Source organism: Mycoplasma suis str. Illinois (genome assembly GCF_000179035.2).
GTDB classification, from domain to species: domain Bacteria; phylum Bacillota_I; class Bacilli_A; order Mycoplasmatales; family Mycoplasmoidaceae; genus Eperythrozoon_A; species Eperythrozoon_A suis.
In genome coordinates this window covers 496,838-518,008 of record NC_015155.1, presented here as the reverse complement: position 1 = coordinate 518,008, position 21,171 = coordinate 496,838, and the positions used below count along the sequence as shown (strand labels likewise).

47 protein-coding genes are annotated in these 21,171 nt (G+C 30.9%); all 47 read left to right on the top strand.

Annotated features, from left to right (window positions below):
* The first annotated feature begins 225 nt into the window (after nucleotides 1-225).
* The 47 genes from MSU_RS04370 to MSU_RS04925 all read left to right on the top strand — a co-directional run bounded on the left by MSU_RS04370 (nucleotide 226) and on the right by MSU_RS04925 (nucleotide 21,144).
* A complete protein-coding gene (locus MSU_RS04370; RefSeq protein WP_013610003.1) occupies nucleotides 226-633 on the top strand; it encodes a hypothetical protein in 408 nt (135 codons plus the stop codon).
* An 80-nt stretch (nucleotides 634-713) separates the two neighbouring features.
* Nucleotides 714-1,037 (top strand): hypothetical protein, encoded by a 324-nt coding sequence (locus MSU_RS03080; RefSeq protein WP_013610002.1) that lies wholly within the window; start codon nucleotides 714-716, stop codon nucleotides 1,035-1,037.
* Nucleotides 1,038-1,285: 248 nt separating this feature from the next.
* A complete protein-coding gene (locus tag MSU_RS03075) occupies nucleotides 1,286-1,738 on the top strand; it encodes a hypothetical protein (RefSeq protein WP_013610000.1) in 453 nt (150 codons plus the stop codon).
* Nucleotides 1,739-1,834: 96 nt separating this feature from the next.
* Nucleotides 1,835-2,386 (top strand): hypothetical protein, encoded by a 552-nt coding sequence (locus MSU_RS03070; protein WP_013609999.1) that lies wholly within the window; start codon nucleotides 1,835-1,837, stop codon nucleotides 2,384-2,386.
* A gap of 14 nt (nucleotides 2,387-2,400) precedes the next feature.
* Nucleotides 2,401-2,898, top strand: a complete 498-nt coding sequence (locus tag MSU_RS03065; protein ID WP_013609998.1) for a hypothetical protein — start codon at nucleotides 2,401-2,403, stop codon at nucleotides 2,896-2,898.
* 36 nt (nucleotides 2,899-2,934) lie between these two features.
* Nucleotides 2,935-3,393, top strand: a complete 459-nt coding sequence (locus tag MSU_RS03060) for a hypothetical protein (RefSeq protein WP_013609997.1) — start codon at nucleotides 2,935-2,937, stop codon at nucleotides 3,391-3,393.
* Between the two features lie 87 nt (nucleotides 3,394-3,480).
* Nucleotides 3,481-3,975: a hypothetical protein gene (locus MSU_RS03055; protein ID WP_013609996.1), complete on the top strand. Its 495-nt coding sequence runs from the start codon at nucleotides 3,481-3,483 to the stop codon at nucleotides 3,973-3,975.
* Nucleotides 3,976-3,990: 15 nt separating this feature from the next.
* The gene (locus MSU_RS03050) at nucleotides 3,991-4,518 is read left to right on the top strand and encodes a hypothetical protein (RefSeq protein WP_013609995.1); all 528 of its coding nucleotides are present in this window, start codon (nucleotides 3,991-3,993) and stop codon (nucleotides 4,516-4,518) included.
* Nucleotides 4,519-4,527: 9 nt separating this feature from the next.
* Nucleotides 4,528-5,052 (top strand): hypothetical protein, encoded by a 525-nt coding sequence (locus tag MSU_RS03045; RefSeq protein WP_013609994.1) that lies wholly within the window; start codon nucleotides 4,528-4,530, stop codon nucleotides 5,050-5,052.
* Between the two features lie 26 nt (nucleotides 5,053-5,078).
* On the top strand, nucleotides 5,079-5,573 hold the full coding sequence (locus MSU_RS03040; protein ID WP_013609993.1) for a hypothetical protein: 495 nt from the start codon (nucleotides 5,079-5,081) through the stop codon (nucleotides 5,571-5,573).
* Nucleotides 5,574-5,583: 10 nt separating this feature from the next.
* Nucleotides 5,584-6,084, top strand: coding sequence for a hypothetical protein (locus tag MSU_RS03035; protein WP_013609992.1), 501 nt, complete (start codon nucleotides 5,584-5,586; stop codon nucleotides 6,082-6,084).
* A 109-nt stretch (nucleotides 6,085-6,193) separates the two neighbouring features.
* Nucleotides 6,194-6,616 carry a hypothetical protein gene (locus tag MSU_RS03030; protein ID WP_013609991.1) on the top strand — a complete coding sequence of 141 codons (423 nt, stop codon included), beginning with the start codon at nucleotides 6,194-6,196 and terminating at the stop codon, nucleotides 6,614-6,616.
* Nucleotides 6,617-6,642: 26 nt separating this feature from the next.
* Nucleotides 6,643-7,728 (top strand): hypothetical protein, encoded by a 1,086-nt coding sequence (locus tag MSU_RS03025; RefSeq protein ID WP_013609990.1) that lies wholly within the window; start codon nucleotides 6,643-6,645, stop codon nucleotides 7,726-7,728.
* A gap of 236 nt (nucleotides 7,729-7,964) precedes the next feature.
* Nucleotides 7,965-8,147: a hypothetical protein gene (locus MSU_RS03020; RefSeq protein ID WP_043885169.1), complete on the top strand. Its 183-nt coding sequence runs from the start codon at nucleotides 7,965-7,967 to the stop codon at nucleotides 8,145-8,147.
* A 7-nt stretch (nucleotides 8,148-8,154) separates the two neighbouring features.
* Nucleotides 8,155-8,358, top strand: coding sequence for a hypothetical protein (locus MSU_RS03015; RefSeq protein WP_043885168.1), 204 nt, complete (start codon nucleotides 8,155-8,157; stop codon nucleotides 8,356-8,358).
* A 111-nt stretch (nucleotides 8,359-8,469) separates the two neighbouring features.
* A complete protein-coding gene (locus tag MSU_RS03010; RefSeq protein WP_013609989.1) occupies nucleotides 8,470-9,558 on the top strand; it encodes a hypothetical protein in 1,089 nt (362 codons plus the stop codon).
* 114 nt (nucleotides 9,559-9,672) lie between these two features.
* On the top strand, nucleotides 9,673-10,119 hold the full coding sequence (locus tag MSU_RS03005; RefSeq protein WP_013609988.1) for a hypothetical protein: 447 nt from the start codon (nucleotides 9,673-9,675) through the stop codon (nucleotides 10,117-10,119).
* A 181-nt stretch (nucleotides 10,120-10,300) separates the two neighbouring features.
* Nucleotides 10,301-10,870 carry a hypothetical protein gene (locus MSU_RS04810; protein ID WP_013609987.1) on the top strand — a complete coding sequence of 190 codons (570 nt, stop codon included), beginning with the start codon at nucleotides 10,301-10,303 and terminating at the stop codon, nucleotides 10,868-10,870.
* 59 nt (nucleotides 10,871-10,929) lie between these two features.
* A complete protein-coding gene (locus MSU_RS04805; protein WP_013609986.1) occupies nucleotides 10,930-11,370 on the top strand; it encodes a hypothetical protein in 441 nt (146 codons plus the stop codon).
* Nucleotides 11,371-11,373: 3 nt separating this feature from the next.
* Nucleotides 11,374-11,955 carry a hypothetical protein gene (locus MSU_RS02995; protein WP_013609985.1) on the top strand — a complete coding sequence of 194 codons (582 nt, stop codon included), beginning with the start codon at nucleotides 11,374-11,376 and terminating at the stop codon, nucleotides 11,953-11,955.
* Nucleotides 11,939-12,064: a hypothetical protein gene (locus MSU_RS04935; protein WP_272941028.1), complete on the top strand. Its 126-nt coding sequence runs from the start codon at nucleotides 11,939-11,941 to the stop codon at nucleotides 12,062-12,064. Before MSU_RS02995 ends, MSU_RS04935 begins: the two co-directional genes overlap by 17 nt.
* A gap of 203 nt (nucleotides 12,065-12,267) precedes the next feature.
* Complete coding sequence (locus MSU_RS02990) at nucleotides 12,268-13,005, top strand: hypothetical protein (RefSeq protein ID WP_013609984.1); 738 nt, start codon at nucleotides 12,268-12,270, stop codon at nucleotides 13,003-13,005.
* A gap of 77 nt (nucleotides 13,006-13,082) precedes the next feature.
* The gene (locus MSU_RS02985; RefSeq protein ID WP_013609267.1) at nucleotides 13,083-13,364 is read left to right on the top strand and encodes a hypothetical protein; all 282 of its coding nucleotides are present in this window, start codon (nucleotides 13,083-13,085) and stop codon (nucleotides 13,362-13,364) included.
* Nucleotides 13,365-13,378: 14 nt separating this feature from the next.
* Nucleotides 13,379-13,549: a hypothetical protein gene (locus tag MSU_RS04660; protein ID WP_158304037.1), complete on the top strand. Its 171-nt coding sequence runs from the start codon at nucleotides 13,379-13,381 to the stop codon at nucleotides 13,547-13,549.
* A gap of 5 nt (nucleotides 13,550-13,554) precedes the next feature.
* The gene (locus MSU_RS04700; protein ID WP_013609266.1) at nucleotides 13,555-13,725 is read left to right on the top strand and encodes a hypothetical protein; all 171 of its coding nucleotides are present in this window, start codon (nucleotides 13,555-13,557) and stop codon (nucleotides 13,723-13,725) included.
* A gap of 9 nt (nucleotides 13,726-13,734) precedes the next feature.
* A complete protein-coding gene (locus MSU_RS04695; RefSeq protein ID WP_013609265.1) occupies nucleotides 13,735-13,893 on the top strand; it encodes a hypothetical protein in 159 nt (52 codons plus the stop codon).
* 49 nt (nucleotides 13,894-13,942) lie between these two features.
* The gene (locus tag MSU_RS02980; RefSeq protein ID WP_013609982.1) at nucleotides 13,943-14,137 is read left to right on the top strand and encodes a hypothetical protein; all 195 of its coding nucleotides are present in this window, start codon (nucleotides 13,943-13,945) and stop codon (nucleotides 14,135-14,137) included.
* A gap of 575 nt (nucleotides 14,138-14,712) precedes the next feature.
* Complete coding sequence (locus MSU_RS02975) at nucleotides 14,713-14,958, top strand: hypothetical protein (protein ID WP_013609981.1); 246 nt, start codon at nucleotides 14,713-14,715, stop codon at nucleotides 14,956-14,958.
* Between the two features lie 88 nt (nucleotides 14,959-15,046).
* Nucleotides 15,047-15,469: a hypothetical protein gene (locus MSU_RS02970; RefSeq protein WP_013609980.1), complete on the top strand. Its 423-nt coding sequence runs from the start codon at nucleotides 15,047-15,049 to the stop codon at nucleotides 15,467-15,469.
* Nucleotides 15,470-15,478: 9 nt separating this feature from the next.
* On the top strand, nucleotides 15,479-15,829 hold the full coding sequence (locus MSU_RS02965) for a hypothetical protein (protein ID WP_013609979.1): 351 nt from the start codon (nucleotides 15,479-15,481) through the stop codon (nucleotides 15,827-15,829).
* A gap of 16 nt (nucleotides 15,830-15,845) precedes the next feature.
* The gene (locus MSU_RS02960) at nucleotides 15,846-16,244 is read left to right on the top strand and encodes a hypothetical protein (RefSeq protein ID WP_013609978.1); all 399 of its coding nucleotides are present in this window, start codon (nucleotides 15,846-15,848) and stop codon (nucleotides 16,242-16,244) included.
* Between the two features lie 9 nt (nucleotides 16,245-16,253).
* Nucleotides 16,254-16,475, top strand: coding sequence for a hypothetical protein (locus tag MSU_RS02955; protein WP_043885167.1), 222 nt, complete (start codon nucleotides 16,254-16,256; stop codon nucleotides 16,473-16,475).
* Between the two features lie 32 nt (nucleotides 16,476-16,507).
* Nucleotides 16,508-16,918: a hypothetical protein gene (locus tag MSU_RS02950; RefSeq protein ID WP_013609258.1), complete on the top strand. Its 411-nt coding sequence runs from the start codon at nucleotides 16,508-16,510 to the stop codon at nucleotides 16,916-16,918.
* Nucleotides 16,919-16,929: 11 nt separating this feature from the next.
* The gene (locus MSU_RS02945) at nucleotides 16,930-17,391 is read left to right on the top strand and encodes a hypothetical protein (protein ID WP_013609257.1); all 462 of its coding nucleotides are present in this window, start codon (nucleotides 16,930-16,932) and stop codon (nucleotides 17,389-17,391) included.
* A gap of 59 nt (nucleotides 17,392-17,450) precedes the next feature.
* The gene (locus MSU_RS02940) at nucleotides 17,451-17,699 is read left to right on the top strand and encodes a hypothetical protein (RefSeq protein WP_013609256.1); all 249 of its coding nucleotides are present in this window, start codon (nucleotides 17,451-17,453) and stop codon (nucleotides 17,697-17,699) included.
* A gap of 13 nt (nucleotides 17,700-17,712) precedes the next feature.
* Nucleotides 17,713-18,066: a hypothetical protein gene (locus tag MSU_RS02935; RefSeq protein WP_013609977.1), complete on the top strand. Its 354-nt coding sequence runs from the start codon at nucleotides 17,713-17,715 to the stop codon at nucleotides 18,064-18,066.
* A 98-nt stretch (nucleotides 18,067-18,164) separates the two neighbouring features.
* Nucleotides 18,165-18,437 carry a hypothetical protein gene (locus MSU_RS02930; RefSeq protein WP_013609254.1) on the top strand — a complete coding sequence of 91 codons (273 nt, stop codon included), beginning with the start codon at nucleotides 18,165-18,167 and terminating at the stop codon, nucleotides 18,435-18,437.
* Between the two features lie 14 nt (nucleotides 18,438-18,451).
* The gene (locus tag MSU_RS02925; protein WP_013609253.1) at nucleotides 18,452-18,679 is read left to right on the top strand and encodes a hypothetical protein; all 228 of its coding nucleotides are present in this window, start codon (nucleotides 18,452-18,454) and stop codon (nucleotides 18,677-18,679) included.
* Nucleotides 18,680-18,790: 111 nt separating this feature from the next.
* Nucleotides 18,791-18,967: a hypothetical protein gene (locus MSU_RS04655; protein ID WP_013609976.1), complete on the top strand. Its 177-nt coding sequence runs from the start codon at nucleotides 18,791-18,793 to the stop codon at nucleotides 18,965-18,967.
* Nucleotides 18,968-19,174, top strand: coding sequence for a hypothetical protein (locus tag MSU_RS02920; RefSeq protein ID WP_013609242.1), 207 nt, complete (start codon nucleotides 18,968-18,970; stop codon nucleotides 19,172-19,174). It begins immediately after the preceding gene.
* Between the two features lie 2 nt (nucleotides 19,175-19,176).
* Nucleotides 19,177-19,353, top strand: coding sequence for a hypothetical protein (locus MSU_RS04650; RefSeq protein WP_013609975.1), 177 nt, complete (start codon nucleotides 19,177-19,179; stop codon nucleotides 19,351-19,353).
* A gap of 7 nt (nucleotides 19,354-19,360) precedes the next feature.
* Nucleotides 19,361-19,549 carry a hypothetical protein gene (locus tag MSU_RS04565; RefSeq protein WP_013609241.1) on the top strand — a complete coding sequence of 63 codons (189 nt, stop codon included), beginning with the start codon at nucleotides 19,361-19,363 and terminating at the stop codon, nucleotides 19,547-19,549.
* Nucleotides 19,550-19,631: 82 nt separating this feature from the next.
* Entirely contained in the window at nucleotides 19,632-19,838 is a 207-nt protein-coding gene (locus MSU_RS02915; RefSeq protein ID WP_013609240.1) for a hypothetical protein, read from the top strand.
* A 180-nt stretch (nucleotides 19,839-20,018) separates the two neighbouring features.
* Nucleotides 20,019-20,141 (top strand): hypothetical protein, encoded by a 123-nt coding sequence (locus MSU_RS04930; protein ID WP_013609974.1) that lies wholly within the window; start codon nucleotides 20,019-20,021, stop codon nucleotides 20,139-20,141.
* Nucleotides 20,142-20,151: 10 nt separating this feature from the next.
* Nucleotides 20,152-20,352 carry a hypothetical protein gene (locus tag MSU_RS02910; protein WP_013609973.1) on the top strand — a complete coding sequence of 67 codons (201 nt, stop codon included), beginning with the start codon at nucleotides 20,152-20,154 and terminating at the stop codon, nucleotides 20,350-20,352.
* Between the two features lie 163 nt (nucleotides 20,353-20,515).
* Nucleotides 20,516-20,731, top strand: coding sequence for a hypothetical protein (locus tag MSU_RS02905; protein WP_013609238.1), 216 nt, complete (start codon nucleotides 20,516-20,518; stop codon nucleotides 20,729-20,731).
* Between the two features lie 284 nt (nucleotides 20,732-21,015).
* Nucleotides 21,016-21,144 (top strand): hypothetical protein, encoded by a 129-nt coding sequence (locus MSU_RS04925; protein WP_272941027.1) that lies wholly within the window; start codon nucleotides 21,016-21,018, stop codon nucleotides 21,142-21,144.
* Nucleotides 21,145-21,171 lie beyond the last annotated feature (27 nt).

Sequence of the window (21,171 nt, the reverse complement as noted above, 5' to 3'; positions counted from 1 at the left end):
GAAAACGAAGAACTTTAGTAGAAAATTTTTCTATTTTCTAAACTAGCAACCCTAAGTCTTTTAGTCACAGGAACTACAACAGGCCTTTCGGCCTATTTAGTTCCCTATGGATTAAGTCAATGAAATAAAAAATTACTTCTGGAAGAGAAAGATTCTTCCGGAAAAGAAGATAATATTTCTAAATTTTCGGAAAAAGAAAAGGAGAAATTAAGAGAATTAAATATTTTGCTTGAAGATTGGTCAAAAATTATTAAAAATTCCGAAGAATTTAAAAAACTTAAATATGAAAAATTGGAAAAATTTTTGAAGTCCATTTTGGACTTAGAAAATAAATTAAAAGATTTCTATAAAAAACATTCCGAAATAATAAAAGAATTATCTAAAGTATCTGAGGAAGATTCAAAACAAAAAGAAGAAAAAATGAACATTTTGGTAAAAATTCAGGAGCTTTCTTCTCAAAAGAAAATTTGAGAAGAATTAAATGAAAAACTATTCAAGAAAGGAAAAGAAGCATTAGAGGCAGTTATTAATGCTATAGAGAAGGGAGATAAGGAGCAAAGAAGCTCCAGCGAAAATAATTCTGGAGGGGGGGAGATCAACAGTCAGAAGGAGAAAAAGCTAAGAAAACATTAGACGATGTTAAAAGTAAATTTTCTTCCCTAAATAAAAAAATTAAGGAAATACTTGCCGAAGGGCAAGGTCATTCCCAAATTTTGGAAATACTAACTAAAGAAGGAGGGCCTCTTAAATCTCAACTTTCTAAATTAAAGTCAAATATTAATTCTTTTTCAAAATTATTTGAAATGTTGAAATCTAGCGGAACAGCTCTACATCAAAACTCAAACAGGACAATAGATCGTTTGAATTCTTTAAGAATTGATTTACAAAAGGTAAATAAAGAGTGGGAAGAATTAAAAGATTTTTTATTGGAATTGGCAAATTATGAAGGAAAAATAAGAAATTCCATTTGTAAAAATTCTGAAAATAACGAAAAACAAAAATGTGAGCTTAATTCTGAAGCTAATCTAAAGGCTTAACAAAATAACCCACTACTAAAAAAGTAAGGGGCTAAGCCCCCCTTTACTCTTTTTTAAGTCGTTTTTGGGAGAAAAATTTGAGGGAGAAGGAGGTCGATTGTTTTCTCTTCTCTCCAAAACTTTATTTAGAGATTAATGTAAAATTTAATTTTTATGATTTCAGGAAATAAATAGGCCATTAAAGCTCTTTTTAATTTGTCAAAAATTAATGAAATCTTAAAAGCCTATAATTAAGGGACCTAATTAGTATGGGTTATTTAACTTGAGGATCCATATTATTGGGAGCTACCGTTGGCATTTCGGGTACTGGCTATTTTGCCAGTACCTTTTTCAATAGAGATTCAAATAATTTAAAAACAGAACAGGAAGAAAATACTTCCGAGGAACAAATCAATAAAAAACCTAAAGTTTGGGAATATGTTTTGAAGTATGGGGATGGAGCTCAGATGTGTGACTTTTTAGAAGAAGGACAAGAACAAAGTTATGAAGAAAGTAGAAAATGGAAATTTGGAGAAACCCCAAAAGTTTGCCAAACTACTTGGGCTCAAGAAATTATAGGAACAAATAAAGATAAAAAAGGTTTTTGAATTTCAGGAAATTCAGAAAAGATTAAAGAGTTATTGGAAAATTCAGAGTCTTTAGTTAACAATTTGTCTTTTGACAATCAAAAAGGTAGTTGAACGGGACAGACAAAAACTTAGATAGTTTGGAATCTTCTTGGGGATGTAAGGTAACAAATGAAGAAGGACAAGAAGGAAAGATAATAATTAATTGTCCAGTTAACTAAGTAACTTTATATGAATTACTTAGTTAAAGGTATTGTATTGTTGGGTTCTATTGGAACCCTTTCGGGAGCTAGCTTTTTAACAGTAAATAGATTTCTTACTGAGAGAAAAAATAAAGAAATTACCGAAAAGTTACCTTTGAAAGTTGAAACGAGAATTAAAGGGTCCGCAGAAGAAAAAGTGTGAGAATATGTTTTGAAGTTTTCAGAAAATAATCAAACTTGCGATTTCTTAAGTAGTGAGGGAGGGCAAACTGACAGCGAAGAAAGAAGAGAGATCATAGTATCTGAAGAAACCCCAGATATTTGTAAAACCTCTTGAGCAAAAGAAATAATCTCTAAGAACCAAAATCAAAAAGGTTTGTGAATTAAAGGGAATATTGATTCAATAAATGAGAGATTATTGTCGGAACATAATTCTTCATTAAAGAGTTTTCCTTTTCAAATAAAAGAGACCAAATGAGAAGAAATAGAGAAATTTAAAAGTATTGATCAATTAAGAAATATTTGTAATTTTGAAAAAGAATTGAACAATAAAGTCGAAATATTTTGTCAAGTTAATTAGGCACTTTATTTAATATGAGTCACTTAACTTTAGGTTCTATTATTTTGGGATCCGCAGTAGGCATTCCAAGTTCTGGAAAAATAGCTAACACAATCTCTACTAGAAAAGAAGTTCAGGAAGAAATAGAGCAAAAAATAGCAGAAGATAAAGAAAGGGAAGAAAGAGAGTTTCTCTGAAAATATATTTCTTCCGATAATACTTCTTCTTATATCTGTGATTTTTGAATAAAGAGTGAAGAGAGAGGCAAAAAGAAAAAATCCATTGATTGCGAAAAATTATTTTCTGAATCCATTAATTTAAAAAAGAAAGAAAAATCTTTCTTTTGGGGCGAGAAGAAAGAAGAATATATAGATAAATTATTGAAATCTGGAATATTAGAGTTTTCTAATTTCCAGAAACTTAATAAAAAAGTAGTTAAAGATCATAAAAGAATTCAAAAATTATTAAATAGTTGTTCCAAAACTTTCAAAAAAGGAAAGAAGAAAGTAATGAAAATACTTTGTCAAAACTAAAAAATTAGTTTTGGCCATTTACCTCCCATATAAGATATGAACCATTTAACTCGTGGATTTATATTTTTAGGATCTATTGCGTGACTTTCTGGGACGGGATATTTATTAGCAAATACCTTTACAAGTAAGTCAAAAAATAAAGGAAGTAAAGAAGTTATTAATCTTCATACTCCCAAAACAAAAGGAAATTCGAGTGAATTTCTTTGAAGATATATTTTTGTAAATGAAAGTTCTAAAAAATGTGATTTCTTTAAACAAGATGCAGAAAAAAGTGAATCGGATAGGAAGAAAGAATATTTTGAATTAGATGAAATTAATTGTGAAGAAGTTTTTCCAGAAATAAAAGTTAGGGGAAATTATGCAAAAACTTTTTTCTGGATAGAGGGTATCGAGCGAGAAGTTGAAAAAATATTAAAAAGTGAAGAATTAATTTTGTTGGAGTTTCAAAAAAAGAATTGGGAAGTATTGCCCAAAATAATGAATTTGAAAAATTAGGTGAAAAATGTAAGAAGGAAAAAAATAGTGAAGGAAAAAACATAACAATATTATGCCAAAATTAAAGATTTAAGTAATTAAGTAATAATGAATTATTTAACTTTGGGTTCCATACTATTGGGCGCAACTGCGGGATTATCTGGGGCCGGTTATTTTGCTACAACTTATTTCAAAAGTGATAAAGAAGATGCAAAAGAAATTCTTGACAAAAAACCAGAAGAAAAGAAATTTGTGTGAAGGTATGTTTCTTCTGGAGACGGATCTCATGTATGTGATTTTTTGGAAGTAGGAAAAACTCAAAGAGAAGTCGAAAGAAGAAGAGTATCATTCGAAGAAAATTCAATTAATTGTCAAGAATTATTGCCTTCAGAAATTCTTCTAGAGAAAGAAGGAAAAACTTTTTTCTGAATGGAAGGGGAAAGAGAAAAAGTAGATAAGTTATTGAAGGAAGGGGAATTAACAGACTTTCAACTTCCTAGAGCAGATGAGAAATCGGAAAATAAAGGAATTGAGGGTTTGCAAAGAGAATGTACTAAAGAACCTTCCGAAGGTGAAAGAATAAAAATATTCTGCAAAAATTAAAGAAATTAAATAACAATGAGTTATTTGACTTGAGGAACAGTATTGTTGGGAGCTACAGCAGGTTTTTCGGGAGCAGGTTATTTTGCCAGCACTTTCTTTAATGGCGATAAACCTCGAAGACAAGAAGGAGGAGAGGTTCACTTAAATGAAAAGAGAGAAAATCCAAATTTATGAGAATATGTTTTGTTATATGGAGGTGGAGCAATGTGTGATTTTCAAGAAGTTGGGCAATCAAAAAGCGACAAAGAAAGTAAAGAAGGCATTTTTCAAGAAATTCCTGTAATTTGTCAAACTACTTGAGCTAAATCAATTGTTGAAAGAAATAAGGGAAAAAAGGGACTTTGAATAATGGGAGATAAAGATAAATTAGAAGAAATAATGGGAAATACTGATTCTTTAATCAATAACTTATCTTTCAATAGTCTTTCGGGAGAGTGGACTGGAAAGTCAAAAAAATTAAATGAATTAGATAAGTGAGGATGTAATCTTACTGAAGAGAATGAGGGAAAGAAAATAAATCTCAATTGTCAAGTTTTCGATTAATAACTAAATATGAATTATTTAGCTTTGAGCTCTATTGTCATTAGTTCAATTGCAGGATTAGCAGGAACTGGATATGTTGCAAGAAATTTTTTGCTCGATAGAGGTCAATCAAATGGGAATTTAGGTCAAGAAGAATCTAATTTCAAAGAAATTAATGGACAAAAAATAAAAGTACTTCATGACGAAAATATTTCTTGAGAATTCGTCTTAAGTTATGGGAAAGATAAGAAAAATAAATTATGTCATTGATTCGATAAACAAAAGGGGAAAAATGGACAAGGCTGTTTTGCTGATTGAACTAGTTCAAAGTCAGATCAAGAAGAAAGTTACAAATTATTAATTAAGGGAGAAAAGGGAATTATTGATAAAGAATTGAAAGATTCAACTTCTCACTTAAATAGAATCTTTTCCGATTTGACTAGAGATAATTGGCCAACTCAGCTTCCAAGTGTTTCAACGCTTAATAATTGAGGTTGTGAAATTTCAAAAATAGACAATAATCCAAAAATAGAAATTAAATGTCAAGATTTTTAATTTTTTAAATTTGTTAAGAAGTAAATATGTTGTTGAGTAAAGGAGTTATTTTGTGAGCTCCAGTAGTTGCCACCCTTTCGGGGGGGGCAATTTATGGGGCAAGTAATTCTTTAATTAATTATTTGAGAGATATAGAGTGAGAACTTGTAACTATTCATAAAGGAGGATTTACAGAGAAACAACGTTTAACTGCTTGTTCTTATAAATTAAGAGGTTATTCTGAAGATGTTGAAAGTCCAGTATGTGACCAAACTGCTTTCATGAAAGAAAAATCTTCAAAACAAACAAATTCACATTTTGAAGTTTGGTTAAGAGGTTACAAAGATTCTGTCATCGATAAATTAAAACAAGAAAATCTTTTGGAGAAAAATTACAAAGGACTAAGAGAAAGTGAGTGGACTACAGAAACTAAAGAAATTTGTAAAAAAGAAGAAACTTATGGGGATAATAATGAAAAAGTAGTAGTTTCTTGCAGATTTGAAGAAAAAGATATCAATTCATACAATTTGGAGATAGCTTAATAGTCTAGATATGTTGTTTGGTAAAGGTTTAGTTTTTTGAGTTCCAGTGGCTGCCACCCTTTCGGGCGGGGCTCTTTTAGGAGGTGGCTATTACTTCAATAACAATTGAAGAGAAACTGATTTGGAAATAGTAACTGTTCACAGTAAAGGATTTGGTGGAAACCAACCAAAAGCTGCTTGCCTATATAGAGAAATAGGCGGTCAAGAAGATATTGAAAGTCCGTGATGCGATGACACATACTTTATGAAAACTAAATCAAGAAGTCAAGCGAATTCATATTTTGAAATGTGAATTAGAGGGAAAGAAGATGAAGTTGTAAAAAGATTAAAGGAAGAAAACTTACTTAATTACGGAGAGTCCATAAAAGAAAGTGAATGAACTACAGAAACTAAAGAAACTTGCATACAAGTGGAAAGAGCTGTTCAAAATGAAGAAGGAAAGGTGACTGTATTCTGTAAATTTGAGGAAGAAAATCTTAAATTATTCCCTTTTTTCGATAAATCTAGATAATTTGTAAAAAACTTTCCCTAACACGGGAAAGTTTCAAATTAGAAAACTACAAAATCCTATAAAGCCTTAAATAATTAGAATTTTTTAGAAGAGTAAAATAGCTTCACAAATGAAGAAGAAAAAGTTAGAAACTACTCCTGTTGAAAGAATACTAAAAGAATTAGATGAGCTAGAAAAGAACTGAAATAAACAAAAAGAATTAAAAAAAGAAAAAATTAAATCAAAATCTAAAGATAAAGAAGGAACTTCTGAGTCAGAAGTTCCTGAAGAATCTAATGTTTTTTACGAAACTATAGATAAAACCTTACAGAGAATAGAAGAAATATTAGAAAGACAAGAAGAAGAGATGATTGGAAGAAAACCTCTCTCTAAAGAAGAATTGAGTATGGAGGATGAAGAAGATTATGAGGAAGATATGGAGAATGATGACGAAGAAGAAGGGGAAGGAATAAGAGAAATAGGAGAGGATAAAAAAGTTCTTATTGAAAAATTCAATAATATGATGAAAGATAAAAAGAAGAAAAAGAGTTAGAAATATAGTTAGACAAGAAATAAGAGTTGCAAATAAAAGCAAAATTACTCATTTCTTTTATTCTGCTTCTGGGAGCCAATGGAGCATCCTTCCCTATTTTTCTTTCAATAAATCAACTTTCTAACTTATTTAGCTTCCCCTTTGCGGGGTGGGGCGTTACCCAACCCTTAAAAAATCTTTTTGGAAATAAAAGTAGTAAATTAATTTCACTCGATTCTGAGAAGGCTGAAAAAACAACTGTAGATTCTGTAGGGAGCTTAAAAGATCCTGCAGAAATAAAACTAACTAAAGAAGAAGCAAATTTTTCTTCTGAACTAAAAAGTTCCAAGAAAGAAGAATCTATTTCTTCAATTCAAGAAATTTTCACAGAAATTCAAAGAGAAGAGCGAGTAGAAGAAATACAAGGAAAATATGAAGAAAATTTAAAAACTTCAAGAAATAAATTGAAAGATCATTCAGAAGGTTATAAGAGTTCTGCTGCAGATTTAGCTAGATATCAAGATGAGAAAAAAGTTTTAGGAGGGATAAGTAGGGAAAAAAGAAATAAAGCTTCTGGGCAAAGCATTGAAGAAAAATTTTCACTAAATCAGCAAAAAAGAGAAGCTCTTCAAAACTTTTATGAAGAATATTCTCAATTAGGAAATAAAAAGAAAGAATTAACCAAAGATCTAACAGAGGCAAAAACTCTTTCTAGCGAAACCATAAGTCGAAAAAGAAGAAGTTTGCGGAAAACTTCTCCCACTAGAGAAGAAATTCTTAATTCTCTGCAACAAATAGGATGAAAGAATAGAGAAGTTAACTGAAATAATTTGTATCAACAACAAATAAAGAGAGAAACAAAATGGGATGCACAAAATCCTCTTTATTTTTTATTAGAGAGTGATGAGGAAAGACAAGAATGAATAAAAGAAGTTAAGGAATCAATACAGGCCAAAGACAATTATGTTATCTCAAATAGAGGTTGTGGACTTCTTACGTTTTGATCAACTAGTAGTAAGGAGTGATGCTATGGAGAATTGCCTAAATATGAAAAAACTATTGCGGACACTAAAGCTAGTATAGGCTTAAAAATTGGTGAACACTTACTTAAAAAAATGAAAAGATTGCATTAGTTTTCCAAACACAAAAGTTTTTCTGGATAAACTCCAGAAAAACTAATAGAAATAAAAAATTGAAAAAACCAGATAATTAAATTTACAAGTGAGAAGGTTGAAAGAGAGAGTCAAGAAATTCATATTGCTAATTGGGGGGGGCACTTGAAATTTTGTGTTAAGCACAAAAGAAACCCTTAAAGGTTAATTATTTTCCGGCAAATGCCGGAAATATAAATATTTTTTATTAAAGTAGAATGACTTTTTGATTAAAAAGTCTTTTCACTTCCTTGGCTGTAATGGCTTCGGGAGGAATAGTTGGGGGAGGCTATATATTACGAGATTCTTTTCTACCTAAAACTCAGCAACAACAATCAGAAAATGAAAATAGTCAAGAAAATGATGAGGAAGATGATGATTGCGGATTATTTGATCTTTAATTAAAGAATGGCTTTCTGGGCAAAAGGTTTACTATTTTTTTCTTTAATTGGTTCTGCGGGAGCTGCCGGAAGTTATGTATTTTTTAAGAAACCTCCCAAGGCTATTCCCAAAACTTTAGAAGAATTGGAGGAAGAAGTTTGTAAAGAAATAATTCAAGAAGAAAATCAAGTAGGTGAATGTGAGCCATGTCCATGACTTGATTTAATGTAAAAATTGCTCGTTTAATAACCACTTAATTTTTCCAACTAAACCAAAAACTAAAAGATTTTTCAGAAAAAGAAGCAAATAGTTTCTCTTATTAAGGAAAAATATAAATAACCCTTGAATTTCAGGGGAAAGATACTTATATCTTTCCTTATATTTTTAGGAGCTAACGGAGCTTCCCTTTCTCTCTTATTCTCAGGAGATCAATTAAATAAGTTATTTGGCAGATCTCTTATTGAGAGAGGATCTTCGGTAAAAGATTTATTTAGAAATAAGTTAATTCAACAGATTAGTGTTGATTCTCAAAAAGTTGAAAAAACAGATATAAATTCTTTAGGTAGTTTAGAAACTACCTCTAGTGTAGAAGTTAGTAAGGAAAATTTAGTTTTCTTCCCTGTCGCTGAAGAAATTACTGAAGAGCAGGAAAGAGAACCATCAGAATCTATTGATGGTATTTTCACGGAAATAAAAAGAGAAGATGGTGCTGAAAAAGTAAAAAGAGGTTATGAAAGAGACTTAAAGTCTTCTAAGGAAAAATTAAGAGATTCTTCTGAAGGGTTTCAGGAAGCAACAATTTCTCTAGTTAGATATTCTTCAGAATCTCCTGTTTTGCAAGGAATAAGTGAAAAATCTGGAATTCAAGTAAATCCAGAAGAAAGATTTTCCCTGTCGCAGGGAAATAGGCAAGCTTTAAAAAATTTTTTCCATCAATATTCAGAATTGGGAGAAAAGAAAGGGGAATTAAATAGTCAATTACAAAAAGTAATTTCTATAGAAAGTGAATCTTCTAGAGCCAGAAGGAGAAGAAATTCCGAAAGCCCTTTTTCTAATCCTTACAATCAAAAAGTTTTAAGTGCTCTAGAACAAATAAATTGAGACAAAAATATTAATTGAGATTCACTTTACAATAGGTGGAAGAATGTTGAATGGGGAGAAAAGAATTTATTTCGCGCACTATTAGAAAGTGAAGAAGTATGAAAACAGTGATTAAAGAAGGTTCAAGATGCACAAAATGAACAAGATAATTATTTAAGTAATGGGTGAAGAAGACTTTGTGGTTTAGCCATGATGAGTAATTGCTATAAAGATTTGGGAAAATATAAAGAAAAAGTTGCTAAAGCTAAAAGTAGTTTGGAATTACGTATTGGAGAAAAATTAATGGGAGATATGGGGAGAGTAATTAAAACACCTAGTGTTCAAAATTAATTTATGCCCATTAATTTTTCAATAAACAAATAAATTGACTTTCTGATTAAAAGGAGTTCTTGTAACTCTTTTAGGAGCTTCTGGAGCTATTGTAGAGGGACTGGTTATCAATTTTTGAATTTTGATATTTTGAAAAAAGTTAAGGGATTAGAACGAGGAGGCTATGAATATATGCTTTGAAAATTAGAAAATGGAGAAGACAAAGTTTGTTACAGGCACATTAAGAAAGAAAATGAGAATTTTGAGAAACATTCAGAAAAAATAAATTGTGATAACTTTTTCTGAAGAATAGAGGAAGAAAATAAATCAAAATCGGGATTACTAATAAAAATTAATGACACAGAAGAAAGAATAAAGGAAATATTGAGAAGATGAGAAATAATTGGGGAAGGAAATCCATTCACATCTAAAAAATGAACTTCTAGAGGCTATCACGAAAAATTAAAAAGCTTTAAGTTTGAATGTCAAATGGAAGAAAAAGAAAATAACAACAAAAATATAAAGTGCTTTTCAATTTCTGAAGGGAACGATAATCAACAAAGTTCGAGGCATAATAAATAGTTAGGTAAAAGCAGAAAAAAGCCCTTATGGGCTTCTTGTTGCTATTTCCCTTAGATTAGTTAATTAGATTTCTAAAATTTAAGGTTTTTGTTTTTTCTATAAAATGGTAAATGCTTAAGAATTTCAAAATAATTTTTATGCATCTTTTTCTTTTGGAAATTCTAACCTAGAGTTCTTTTTTGTGAAAAATTTAAAAATTTATCTCCCAGTTCTGGGATTAATTGCCTTAGGAGGGAGTTCAACTTCGTTTCTTTCTCTAGATAGTTCTTCTCGCTTATTTGATTCTTTAATTTCTAAAGGATCTGTAAATAATCTTTTTGTAAATATTTTTGGATCCAGGAAAAATCAACAAATTAGAGTAAAAGTTGAAAATGTACAAAAAACAGATGTAAATTCTGTAGGGAGTCTTGAGACTCCCGAAACAGTAAATGTCAATAAAGAAGATTTATCTCTTCCACTTAATGAAATGGAAGAAGAAAGGCAAGAAGAATCTATTGAATCTGTTCAAGGAATTTTCACTGAAATAAAAAGGGAGGAAGAAGCCGATTCAATTAAAGGAGAATATGAAAAAAATCTAAAAACTTCTAAAGAAAAACTAACTGAATCATCGCAAGACTTCAAAGATGCAACAATATCATTAGTTAGATTTTCTAGTGAATCTCCAACTTTAAAAGAAATTAAGAAAAAGAAAAATATAGAAACAAATACTTCAGAAAGATTTTCTTTAGATAAACAAAAAGAAAAGCACTAAAAAGTTTTTATTCTGAATACACTGACTTAGGAGATAAAAGAGAAGAATTAGGAAATAAATTGAAAAAAGTTCAAAATATTTCTTCTGAATCTCAAAGATCCAGAAGAAGGAGAGAAGTAAGTGTAGTTCTCGACTCAAAAAATAAAAAAGTTTTGAAAGCTCTAGAGCAAATAAAGTGAGATGAAGAAATTAATTGAGATTCACTTCACAAAAATTGAAGTTCTAAAAATTGAAATGAAGAAAATCTTTTCTATCCATTATTAGAGAGTGAAATGATTTGGAAAGAATGATTGAAGACTGTAGAAGAAGCGCAAAAGGAACATGACGAATATGTTAATAACGGATGAAGAAGATTTTGCGGATTACTAATGATAGGTTCTTGTTATACGGAGCAAGAATCCTTAAAGCAAAAAATTAAAAATGCTAAGAAAAGCTTGGAGTTGAGAATTGGAGAAAGTTTGATGAAAGGTATGAAAAGAGTAATTTCTAATTTTCATTAGAGTATGAAATTTTTAATACCTTCTCTTGTTGTAGGTTCTTTAGGAGGGCTTACTGGAGTTGGTTATGGCTTAAAAACTTTTGTTTTTCCAGAACAACAATCAACAAATTCTGGTGTAGTTAATAATTTCCCTAAAACAGTAGAGGAAGAAGGTTTTGTCCAAAAATATATGCTTTTGAATTTAGAAGGGCAAAATAGTAAATCTTGTTATAAGCAAGTTCAAAAAAGTTCTGATGATGCTGCAACAGAAGAAAAAATAGATTGTCAAGATGATTTTTGAAAATTAAGCGATTCAGAAAATAATCAAACAGGAATTTGAATAATTACTAAAAAAGACAAAGTTGATTTAGTTCTTCAGAATTGAGACTTAAAAGGAGTAGATTCTTCCTACAGCACTGAAAAAGATTCATGAACTGTAAAAAGTTATAGTGCAGAAAAATTAAAGCAATTTACTTATAAATGTCAAAAGACATCAGAAAGTGAAAAAGTAAAAATAAAATGCTTAAAACAAGAAGAAACGCAGGATGTCAAAAGAACAGAAGTTTCGGGACAACTAGAAAGTCTTCCAGATGTTCCCGCTAGCTAAGATTTCCAGTTTAGTTGCCGCAGTTGCAGGAGCATTAGGTATTTCATCATATTTTGCCACATATAAGCTTTACAGCCACTTGGGGGGGGCGATTCCAAAAATAATTTAGATTTTCTTTTTTCTAAATCTAACTTCCTTTCAGGGGAGAAAGGTTTAGAAAAATTTGATGGAAATGAAAAAGAGGCTCTCGAAATTCTTGAAAAATTATTTAAGAATTTAAATGAAATTCTCCAAAATTTCTTAAAAAATAAATTAGAAAAGTTTCAATCTATTGAAGAAACTTTTCAAAAAATTTCTCAACAAGAAGAAAAATTGAAAAAATCTTATGAAGAAAATCAAAAAGATTTAGAAGATTTAAAGAAACAAAACAAAAACTTAACTTCTGTCCTAAAAAATAAATTAGATACTCAGTCTAAAGAGGAACAAATGAAAAGAGTTGGCGAATCAATTCATAGATTTAATAGAATGCTTTATTCTTGAGGAGGCTTTTTAGAAAAAATAATTTGCCACATAAATAGTGAAGGAAAAGGCGATGAGAAATGTAAAAATGTGGAAGATAGCTGACTTAAAAGTAAGGAAAATATAGAGAAAGGAAAGCAGGATAAAAATCAAAGTCAAGAAGGGAATAGTGATGATAGTCAGGGAAAAATAGCTTCACAAAAATTACAAGAAGTTAAAGGGGAATTTCTAGATAATCAGGTAAAGATTAGAGAAAAACTTATTGAAGGAATTCTTTTCTGAAAAAAATCTGAAAAGTTAGAAAAGCAATTAGAGACAATGCAAATTATTTTGAAAACTGATGTTGAACTTTTGAATCAGTTAATTGAAAAATTACAAAAAAAGATGAAAGAAAAGGCCGAAGAAGCAAAAAATACAGTCGATGAATTAAATAAATCCTACGAATCTCTAAGAACAACCTATAAAGAATTAGAGGAAGTAAAAGAACAAGTAGTTAACTTTAATCATTATGTTGGAAAGGTAAAAAACTCAATGTGCAAGAACTCTCAATATAAGGATTCAGAGAGTTCTTGTGCTCCCAATTCTCAATAAATTGGTTTTTGTTTAATTTTTGTAAAATCAAAAAACCAATTTTCTGTAAACTGGGAAATTAAAGCTCTTTCTGGAGAATGACTAAAGCTTCTAAATATATTTCTTCTGTCTTAGTGATTGTTACTTCAACTTTAGGTGTTGTGGGCGGAAGTGTCGAATTAAGTAATCGAATAACTTCTATGGCTGAGAAAGCCATAGAAAGAAAAGAAGAGCAAACTCAAAATATTGAAGTTAAGTATGAAGGAACCCCTTCATTCGTTATTCAATGTACAAAGACAAAGGGAGGAGGAAATTCCTATTACTTTACATGTAAGAATATGTGAAGAACCGAAACTACAAGTAGTCAGCATAAAAAATAGTTAAACTAGTTCATATGTTTTTTATGTCAGTTGAATTTTTTGTTAGCGGGGGGGGAATTCAACATACAAATTATCAAAATAGAACAAATTTAAAGAATAAAAGTTTTTCGGCTTTTGCCGAAAAATTTAGTAATTTATTAAATAATGCAAAAGTTTTTGTTAAGTCCCTTTCAGGGACTAACTAAGAAAATTGTCTTTCTTACTTAAAGGTATTCTTTCTGGAATACTTTTAGTAGGATCTGGAGGAGTAATGGCTGGAGGTTATATTTTTAGAGATAACTTGTCAAAAATATTTCGAAAATCTAAGGGAGTTCAAGAGAAAATAGACAATATAAATCCAGAAAATAATTGAGGTTTATAGAAAAATATAATGACTTTCTTATTGAAAGGCATTCTATTTGGTACAGCTTTAATTGGTTCGGGAGGAATTGTTACAGGAGGATATATATTTAAAGATTTCTTTAAAAAAATTTTTAAAGAAATCTTTGGAAGAAGAGCCTGAGTTTTCTTCTGCGAGAGCAAAAACTAGATATCAACCTAATCCATATGAAAGTTGAGGACTTTAAGTAAATAAAGGTATGGCTTTTTGATTAAAAGGACTTCTTTATGGATCTTTATTAGTTGGAGCTGGAACAGCAGCAACTGGAGGATACGTATTCAAAGAATCAATAATTAGTGCAATTAAAAAATTAGGTGGAGAAGAAGATGACTTCTCTCCCTCTAGAGTTGGGAAGAGATTTGTGGCTTGTGAAGAAAACAGTTGAGGTCTTTAGTTAAAAGCTTTAAAGAGTGGTCATTCATTTTTTTAAAAAAGAATGTATAATAAAGAGAAACTTTCGAAAAACTTAAAAAAGTTTAATTAGGTGACCAAGTTAAAAGGATTACTTTTATCTTTCTTTTCAGTAGCTTCAGTTAGTGGAGGAATTGCTGGGGGGGGGGGCATTCGTTAGGTCTTTGAAAAAATAATGAAAACTTAAAAGAAAAGAATACTCCGGTAAATACCGGAGATTCTGGACAAAAAATAGATGACAATATTCAAGAAAATCAACAAGAGCTTCCGAGACAAGAAGCAGAATTAATTATTCGACAAGATTCTCCTGAAGTTTCTTTACAGAATCCGCAAGAAAAACAAGAGAAAGTTATTTCTCCAGAGGAAGAGAGACCTCAACAATCATTAGATCCAACTAATCAACAACATAATGAAGATTATTTAGAGTTCGGAGAAGAAATTATTTCTCCAAATGAAGGAGAAATATTATGAGAATACATTTCAACTGACTCTTCTAAAAGTAATGGAAATATTTCTAGGAATTGCGAGAGACTTGAAGGTAATAGAGAAATAAAAGGTATGTGTAATACCGAATGAGCTCAAAAAGCTATAAGTTCTGAAAGAAGCGGAAGACTTGAATTATGAGTTAAGGGAAAAACTGAAAAGGTAGAGGAAATGTTAAGTGATTGATTTTCGAATTATGGAGCTTTTGATGGAGTAGATTGGTACAACAGATCTAAGGAAGGAGGAATTGGGAAATTAAGAGATTTTTGTAGAGTTACAGAATTGCAGGGAAAAGAGAAAATAGAAATCATTTGAAAATAAAAAGTTCATTAAAGAAGTGATTTAATAACATGTTTCGGGAAACAAGGATCTAAAAATCCTTAGTTTCTTCAATTAAGGGAGTTTAAGAATGACTTTCTGAGTTAAAGGTTTAGTTAGTGCGTTAACACTTTTTAGTGCTGGTGGGGTTGCGGGAAGTTATTTGGTAATTAATCCTTCAGTTAATATTCCCGAGACACCTACATCTTTAGGAGTAGAAAGTAGTGAGGCGGGACAGACAGCTGATAATCACTCAAATCAAAATAGTTCAGGGACAGGAACTCAAGAGCAAAAAGGGAGCGAAGGATCTTCACCAATTTCTTCTTCATTACAATCTAGTTCTTTAAGTTCAAATTCTGAAGTTCACAATCAAGGAACTGATTCGGAATCACAATCTTCCAGATCTCGCAATACCAATGTTCGACAATTAGGGAATACTACAAGTTCCCAAGGAGGAAATGAAGACAAGGATCCATATCCATCGGGAGAATTTGATTTCTTATTTTCTCTTTAGTTAAATAATTTGACAGTTTTAGTTAAGTCTTTACTTCTTGGATTTGCAGCAGTTAGTGCTGGTGGGGCTTTGATTGGTAGTGGATATTTACAAAGTATTAGAAATGGTGTAAGTTCTAAAAATTTAGGGGAATCAATCTCTAGTTCAGGGGGAGATAGAGGCTCTCAAGATGCAGGTAGCGGGGATGAACAACAAAATAGAGATTTGGAAAATAATTCGCATGAAAATCGTGATTCTCAAATAACAAGTAGAGATGGGAACGATTCAACTAGAAGTGATTCCTTAGATTCAAGAGGAATTTCCTCCGGACAAGTAAATTCCGATCAAACTAGTCAAGAAGACTTTTGATTTCACCTTTAGACAACATTAAGTAGTTATGGCCTTCTGAATTAAGCCCTTACTTTTTGGCCTTACTGTAATAAGTTCTGCAGGTATTGCTGGAGGATATTTAATGATTAATTCTCCGAATCAAAGCAAAGAATTAGTTAATAATTCCGATAGTGATGTAGAAGGAGGTTCAATCTCTGCTTCTCATTCCGAAAAGGGAAATCAGGAGTTACAAGGGGATAATCAAGAAGGCAGGGGGCAGACAAATTCTGAAAAACACACCCAAGAAAGTGAAGAGACTTCAGAAAATGGTTCTGATTCCTCAAAAGTTGAAGTTCAAGCCCAATCCCTTCAAGAAGGAAATATTTCCACTTCTATTGAAAAAGAATCTAAAGGAAGAGTAGAGATGGGAAATAACACATATGAAGATTTTTGATTCTCTCTTTAGTCATTTAGAATGACTCTTTTAATTAAGACAGTATTGTTGGGAGTAACAACTCTTGGAGTTGGCGGAACAACTACTTATTTGTTCCGTGACTCAATATTTAATGGAAGAGAGGTAAAGACAGCTTCTAAAGAAAGTTCAAAGAAAAGTATTATGGGAAAAAGTTCAAGTGAGGAAAGAATTTCAGAAATTGAAAAACAAATAGTTTCACTAAAAGATTTGGTTTCTTTTTAGTTCTAGTTCTCATGAATTGTCAAGAAATTTAGATGACAATTCTAGTTAAAGGTATTCTTGGATTTTTAGTGTTAGGAGCTTCTGGCGGAGTTGTATTGGGAGGAAATTATTTAAGTAACTTAAATAAAAAAGATCAAGCTCCCAACATTCAACAACCCGAAAATAATGGTGAAACGGGAACTTCCGCAACTACTAAAAGTCCTGAGGAAGGATCATCATTCGGAACTAATAGAGATGCAAGTTCATCGAATGTTACAGAAGCTTCTTTGGGCCAAGGAGATAATACTCAAGATACAGCTGTAAGAAGTTCGGAGTCAGGAAATAATTCTGAGGCTAGTCCTTCGCGAGAAACAACACCTAATTCAAATGCCGAGAGATCTGGTTTTTCCGCTACAACAGATAGTTCTCCAGAAAGAGATTACGATACTTGAACATCTTTCTAGCCTTTAAATAAATGACTATTTGAGTTAAAGCTCTATTAACTGGTTTAGTAGTTGTTAGTACTGGAGGGGCAGTAGTTAGTGGAGGTTATTTAAAGGAATTAAGTAATAAAGAAGTAAATAGCACATCAGATCAGGAACATTCTAGAAATGTTCCTGAAAGTGGCCAAGAATTGGGGGAAGGTAATTCCGTAAGTCAAGATCAAAAAATAGGTGAAGAGAGTTCAGTTGTTTCTTCCGTCTCTTCACAACAAGTTAAAAATGATTTAGAAGAAAATCAAGAACATTCTGATAGCTCTCTAAATACTTCTTCAAAAACTACTAGAGTAGATTCTTCTGATGAAAATTTAAAGGTTCAAGAGTCCGGAAATAGACAAACATCAGAAAATGAACAATCAAAGACAATAACTCAAACAAATGAAGAAAATAGAGATTGACTGCAGAATCTAAATTTCGATATTTGATCATATTTTTAGATCTCTAGTAAAAGGGAGGAGGTCCTGCAGGGAAAGTTTTTCAAATCAATTAGCTAGTTATGGCTGCCTGAGTTAAAGGACTTATTTTTGCAATGGCAATAATTGGTTCTGGCGGCGCAGTAGTCGGAAGTAATTATTTAGTTAAGGGAGGAACAAATACTAAAAATAGGAATCAAGAACAAGAAAGATCTAATTTTGAGAATTCTGATGCTCTTATGACTAAGGAAGAAAGAGAAGGGAGATGCTGAACAAAAGTTAAGTGAAAAGGAAAGTATCACTATGAAAAAATAACTAAGTATTGTTTTTAGAAGTTAGGTTAATTTGACTATCTTTCTCAAAGGACTTCTTACTTTAGGATTATTAGTTGGATCTGGTGGAGTAGTAACTGGAAGTTATTTTTTCAAAGAGCAATTAGGACTTGGCAATAAAAGAATAGGAGAAAATTCCAATTCTGGTGTTGAAGCTGAAACGGTCATTCAAGATGCAAGTAAAGGGGATTCCGACAGAAACAGAAACAGTAATGAACATGCCGCAGAGAAGTCTAGTAAAGGGAAAGAACAACAAGAAAATTCAAGTGGCGGAAATAGTGGTTCTGGAAATATCTCATCAACTGACATTAGTAGAGAATCTCTTTCTTCAATTTCCGGTTCTCCAGTAACATCTAAACAATCATAAGGAAATGTCCACTACAATAAAGAATCTTTAGATTCTTTATGGGAAATGAAGAAAATTTATTCCAAAATTATTAATTCAAGACATTAACTAAATAGACAATGAATTTATTAGCTAAAGGAATTATTAGTTTTTTGGTAATTGGACTTTCTGGAGGGGCTGTAGTTGGAAATTATTACTTAAATAATTCTTCAGGATTAAGTCAGAGAACAGAAAATGGTGGCTCAAGCTCCACTGACTCCAATAATCACAGTTCCCAGCAGGGGACTTCAAGTCAAGAAGCTAAAGAATGATGTTATACGAAGACTGTAAGACTTAAAGGAAAATATTTCACTAAAAAATCAACAACTAAATGTTTTCCTTTAGAAAAATAAGGTAATTAAATAAATTGACTTCTTTAATGAAGGGACTTTTGACTTTAGGAATAATGATTGGTTCTGGAAGTGCCGTAACTGGAGGTTATGTTTTTAGTAATTATTTGGGAGAGAAAAATAAGGGAAATCAAATTTCTAGTACCACCCCAACAAACAGCCAGAAACAATCACAAAAGTGATGTTCAACAAAGATTGATTGATGGAATGGAAATACTTTTACTAGAGCCACAACTTATTGCTAATTGAATTGAAGGTGCCTAAAAAAGTATTTTCGGGAATCTATTTAGTTAAATAATCACTTAAAAAAAGAATTATTCCGAAAATAAAGAATCAATACATTAATTAGGTAGATATTGAGTTTTTGAATTAAAGGTCTTGTTTGTGCGATGTTAGTGGGAGCTTCTGGAGCTGCAGTAGTTGCTACTGGAATTTTTCCTAAAAATAGAGTTTCTGAAGAGAAAAAAGTTAATGATGAAGAATATAAAAAATATGACGATTTTTATAGAATCGTCACTTCAATGGACTTTTAAATGACTTTCTTATCGAAATTCATTATTGGAGTTTTAGGAATTAGTTCTAGTTCAGCTGTAATTGCAGGAAGTTATTTAACGGGAATAAATCCTTTTAGAATCTCTAAAACTCAAGAAAATCCAAAGAACCAAAACAATAATGGTTCTTCTGATTCCGCAAATAATCATGATGGATTCTATGAGACTTTGATGTCTATAGGTCTTTAGCTGTGACTTTATTGACTAAAGTTCTTATCGGAATTCTTACTATTAGTTCTAGTGCAGTTGCAGCTGGAACTTACTTAAAAGTCAATTATTTTTCAAGACATGAAGAAAAGTCAAAAGATTTTTATGGAAAAGAAGTTTATCAGGGATTTTACGAACAACTTACTGGAATAGATCTTTAAAAAATAAATGACATTCCTGTCAAAAATATTGACAGGAATGTTGGTTATGGGCTCTAGTGGAGCTTTAGTAGCTATTGGAGGATATGTAGCTAAAGACAATATTTTTTCTAATCAAGAGCAGAAAAAGACACAAATTCCGGAAGTTAAAGAAATGGATCAAAGTTTTTATGATACTCTTTACTCTCTAGGTATTTAGTAAAAAGCAGTTTTTACTGCTTTAACTAAAATACTGGTTACCCCAATAGTTAAAAAGTAAAATTACTTTCCCAGCAAAGATAATGATTGGATTGTTAACTCTTGGGGCTGGAGGTTCTGTAGCCTGAATCGGTTATTCATTTTTGGGGGAAACAGAAAGTAAAGTTTCTGTTCAAGAATTATTAAAGAAAGAAACTAAATGTCAAGGAAAACCAAGTCAAAAAAATGAAGAACAAATGATGAAGGAGGAATTATATTTCAGTCCAGAAACTTGAGCTGGAGTTATCTAATATGAAAAAAATTATTTGAAAAATTAGACATTAGTTAACTTGATTTTTCGGGTTAAAAGCATTCTTTTAACCCTAAAAGCAGGAGAAAGAAAATAATTTTTAAATGACTTTCTTATCAAAGATGATTTTTCTCGGAGTAACAGCTTTCTTTCCGGAACAGTAATCTTAGGAGGATATTTATTGAGAGATAACTTAAATAAATATAATTCACGAACAGTTAATATAAAAAATTCTCCCGAAGAGGAGAGAAATAAGCAATTAAATGAAGAACTTTACAAAATAATTACTTCACTAGATATTTAGAAAAATTAAGTTGAAATTCTTAACAAAGATTTTGTTTGGAATCTTGACAGTCGGTGCCGGAAGTTCTGCGGTTTCTGTTAGTTACTTATCTAATAATCAACAACATACAAAACCTTTAAAAGAAAAAAATGAAAATCATTCTCTCAACGCAAATAAATCTTTATTGGGAGAAATAGGTAATGATTTTGGCGTTTGAAATAGTTATTTCTAAAAAACCTATCAATTAATCCATTTGTAGTTTTTGTAAGAATTTTTTAAAAAAATATTCAGCTATAGCTGCCAACAGCTATATGAAAGAAAGGAAATTGATAAATAGTTTTTTGGTTATTTATGTAGTGAAAATTTGGAACTTTCATACTTTTAGTTAATTTAGCTTGACTCTTTTGTCAAAAATACTTATGGGATTGTTATTAGCAGGATCTAGTATTTCCATAGTTACTGGAGGTTATGTGTCTAATACACAAAATTCCAGTAACCAAGGAGATATTCTTGTTAAAGTAAATCTCCCTAAGGAACATAAAAATGGAGCTTCAGGAAAATATGTTATGACTTTGAAATTTGAAATAGATTATTCCAAAAAAGTCAATTAGTCATTTTGACTTTTCTGACTAAATTAAAAACAGATTAAGAGGCGAAGAAAACTAAACAAGAATCAAATGAAGAAGATTCTGAAATGGAAATAGGAAGTCCTTAGAAGGAGGAAATAAAATTACAAAAATTAACCAAAGTAAAACTTAATTATCAAAAGTTTTAAAAGTTATTAAAGAAGAAAGAAAATATAAGAATTCTGAAATAAAAAGAAAAACTTAATGTTTTTTATTTTTCCTTAAGTAACTAAAAAAGTTACTTATAAAATATCTTGAAGCTTAAGGTTTTGTTTTATCTCTTAATAGGAGGAACATTTATAGGCACAACTTATTTATTGGTTGGTAAGCCTCCAGCAACAGAAAATGGTCAACAAAGCTCTTGTAGTGGAGCGGGAGCTCCCGCAGCGGCAGCATAACAATATTTTTAGTTTTTAAGAACTTTT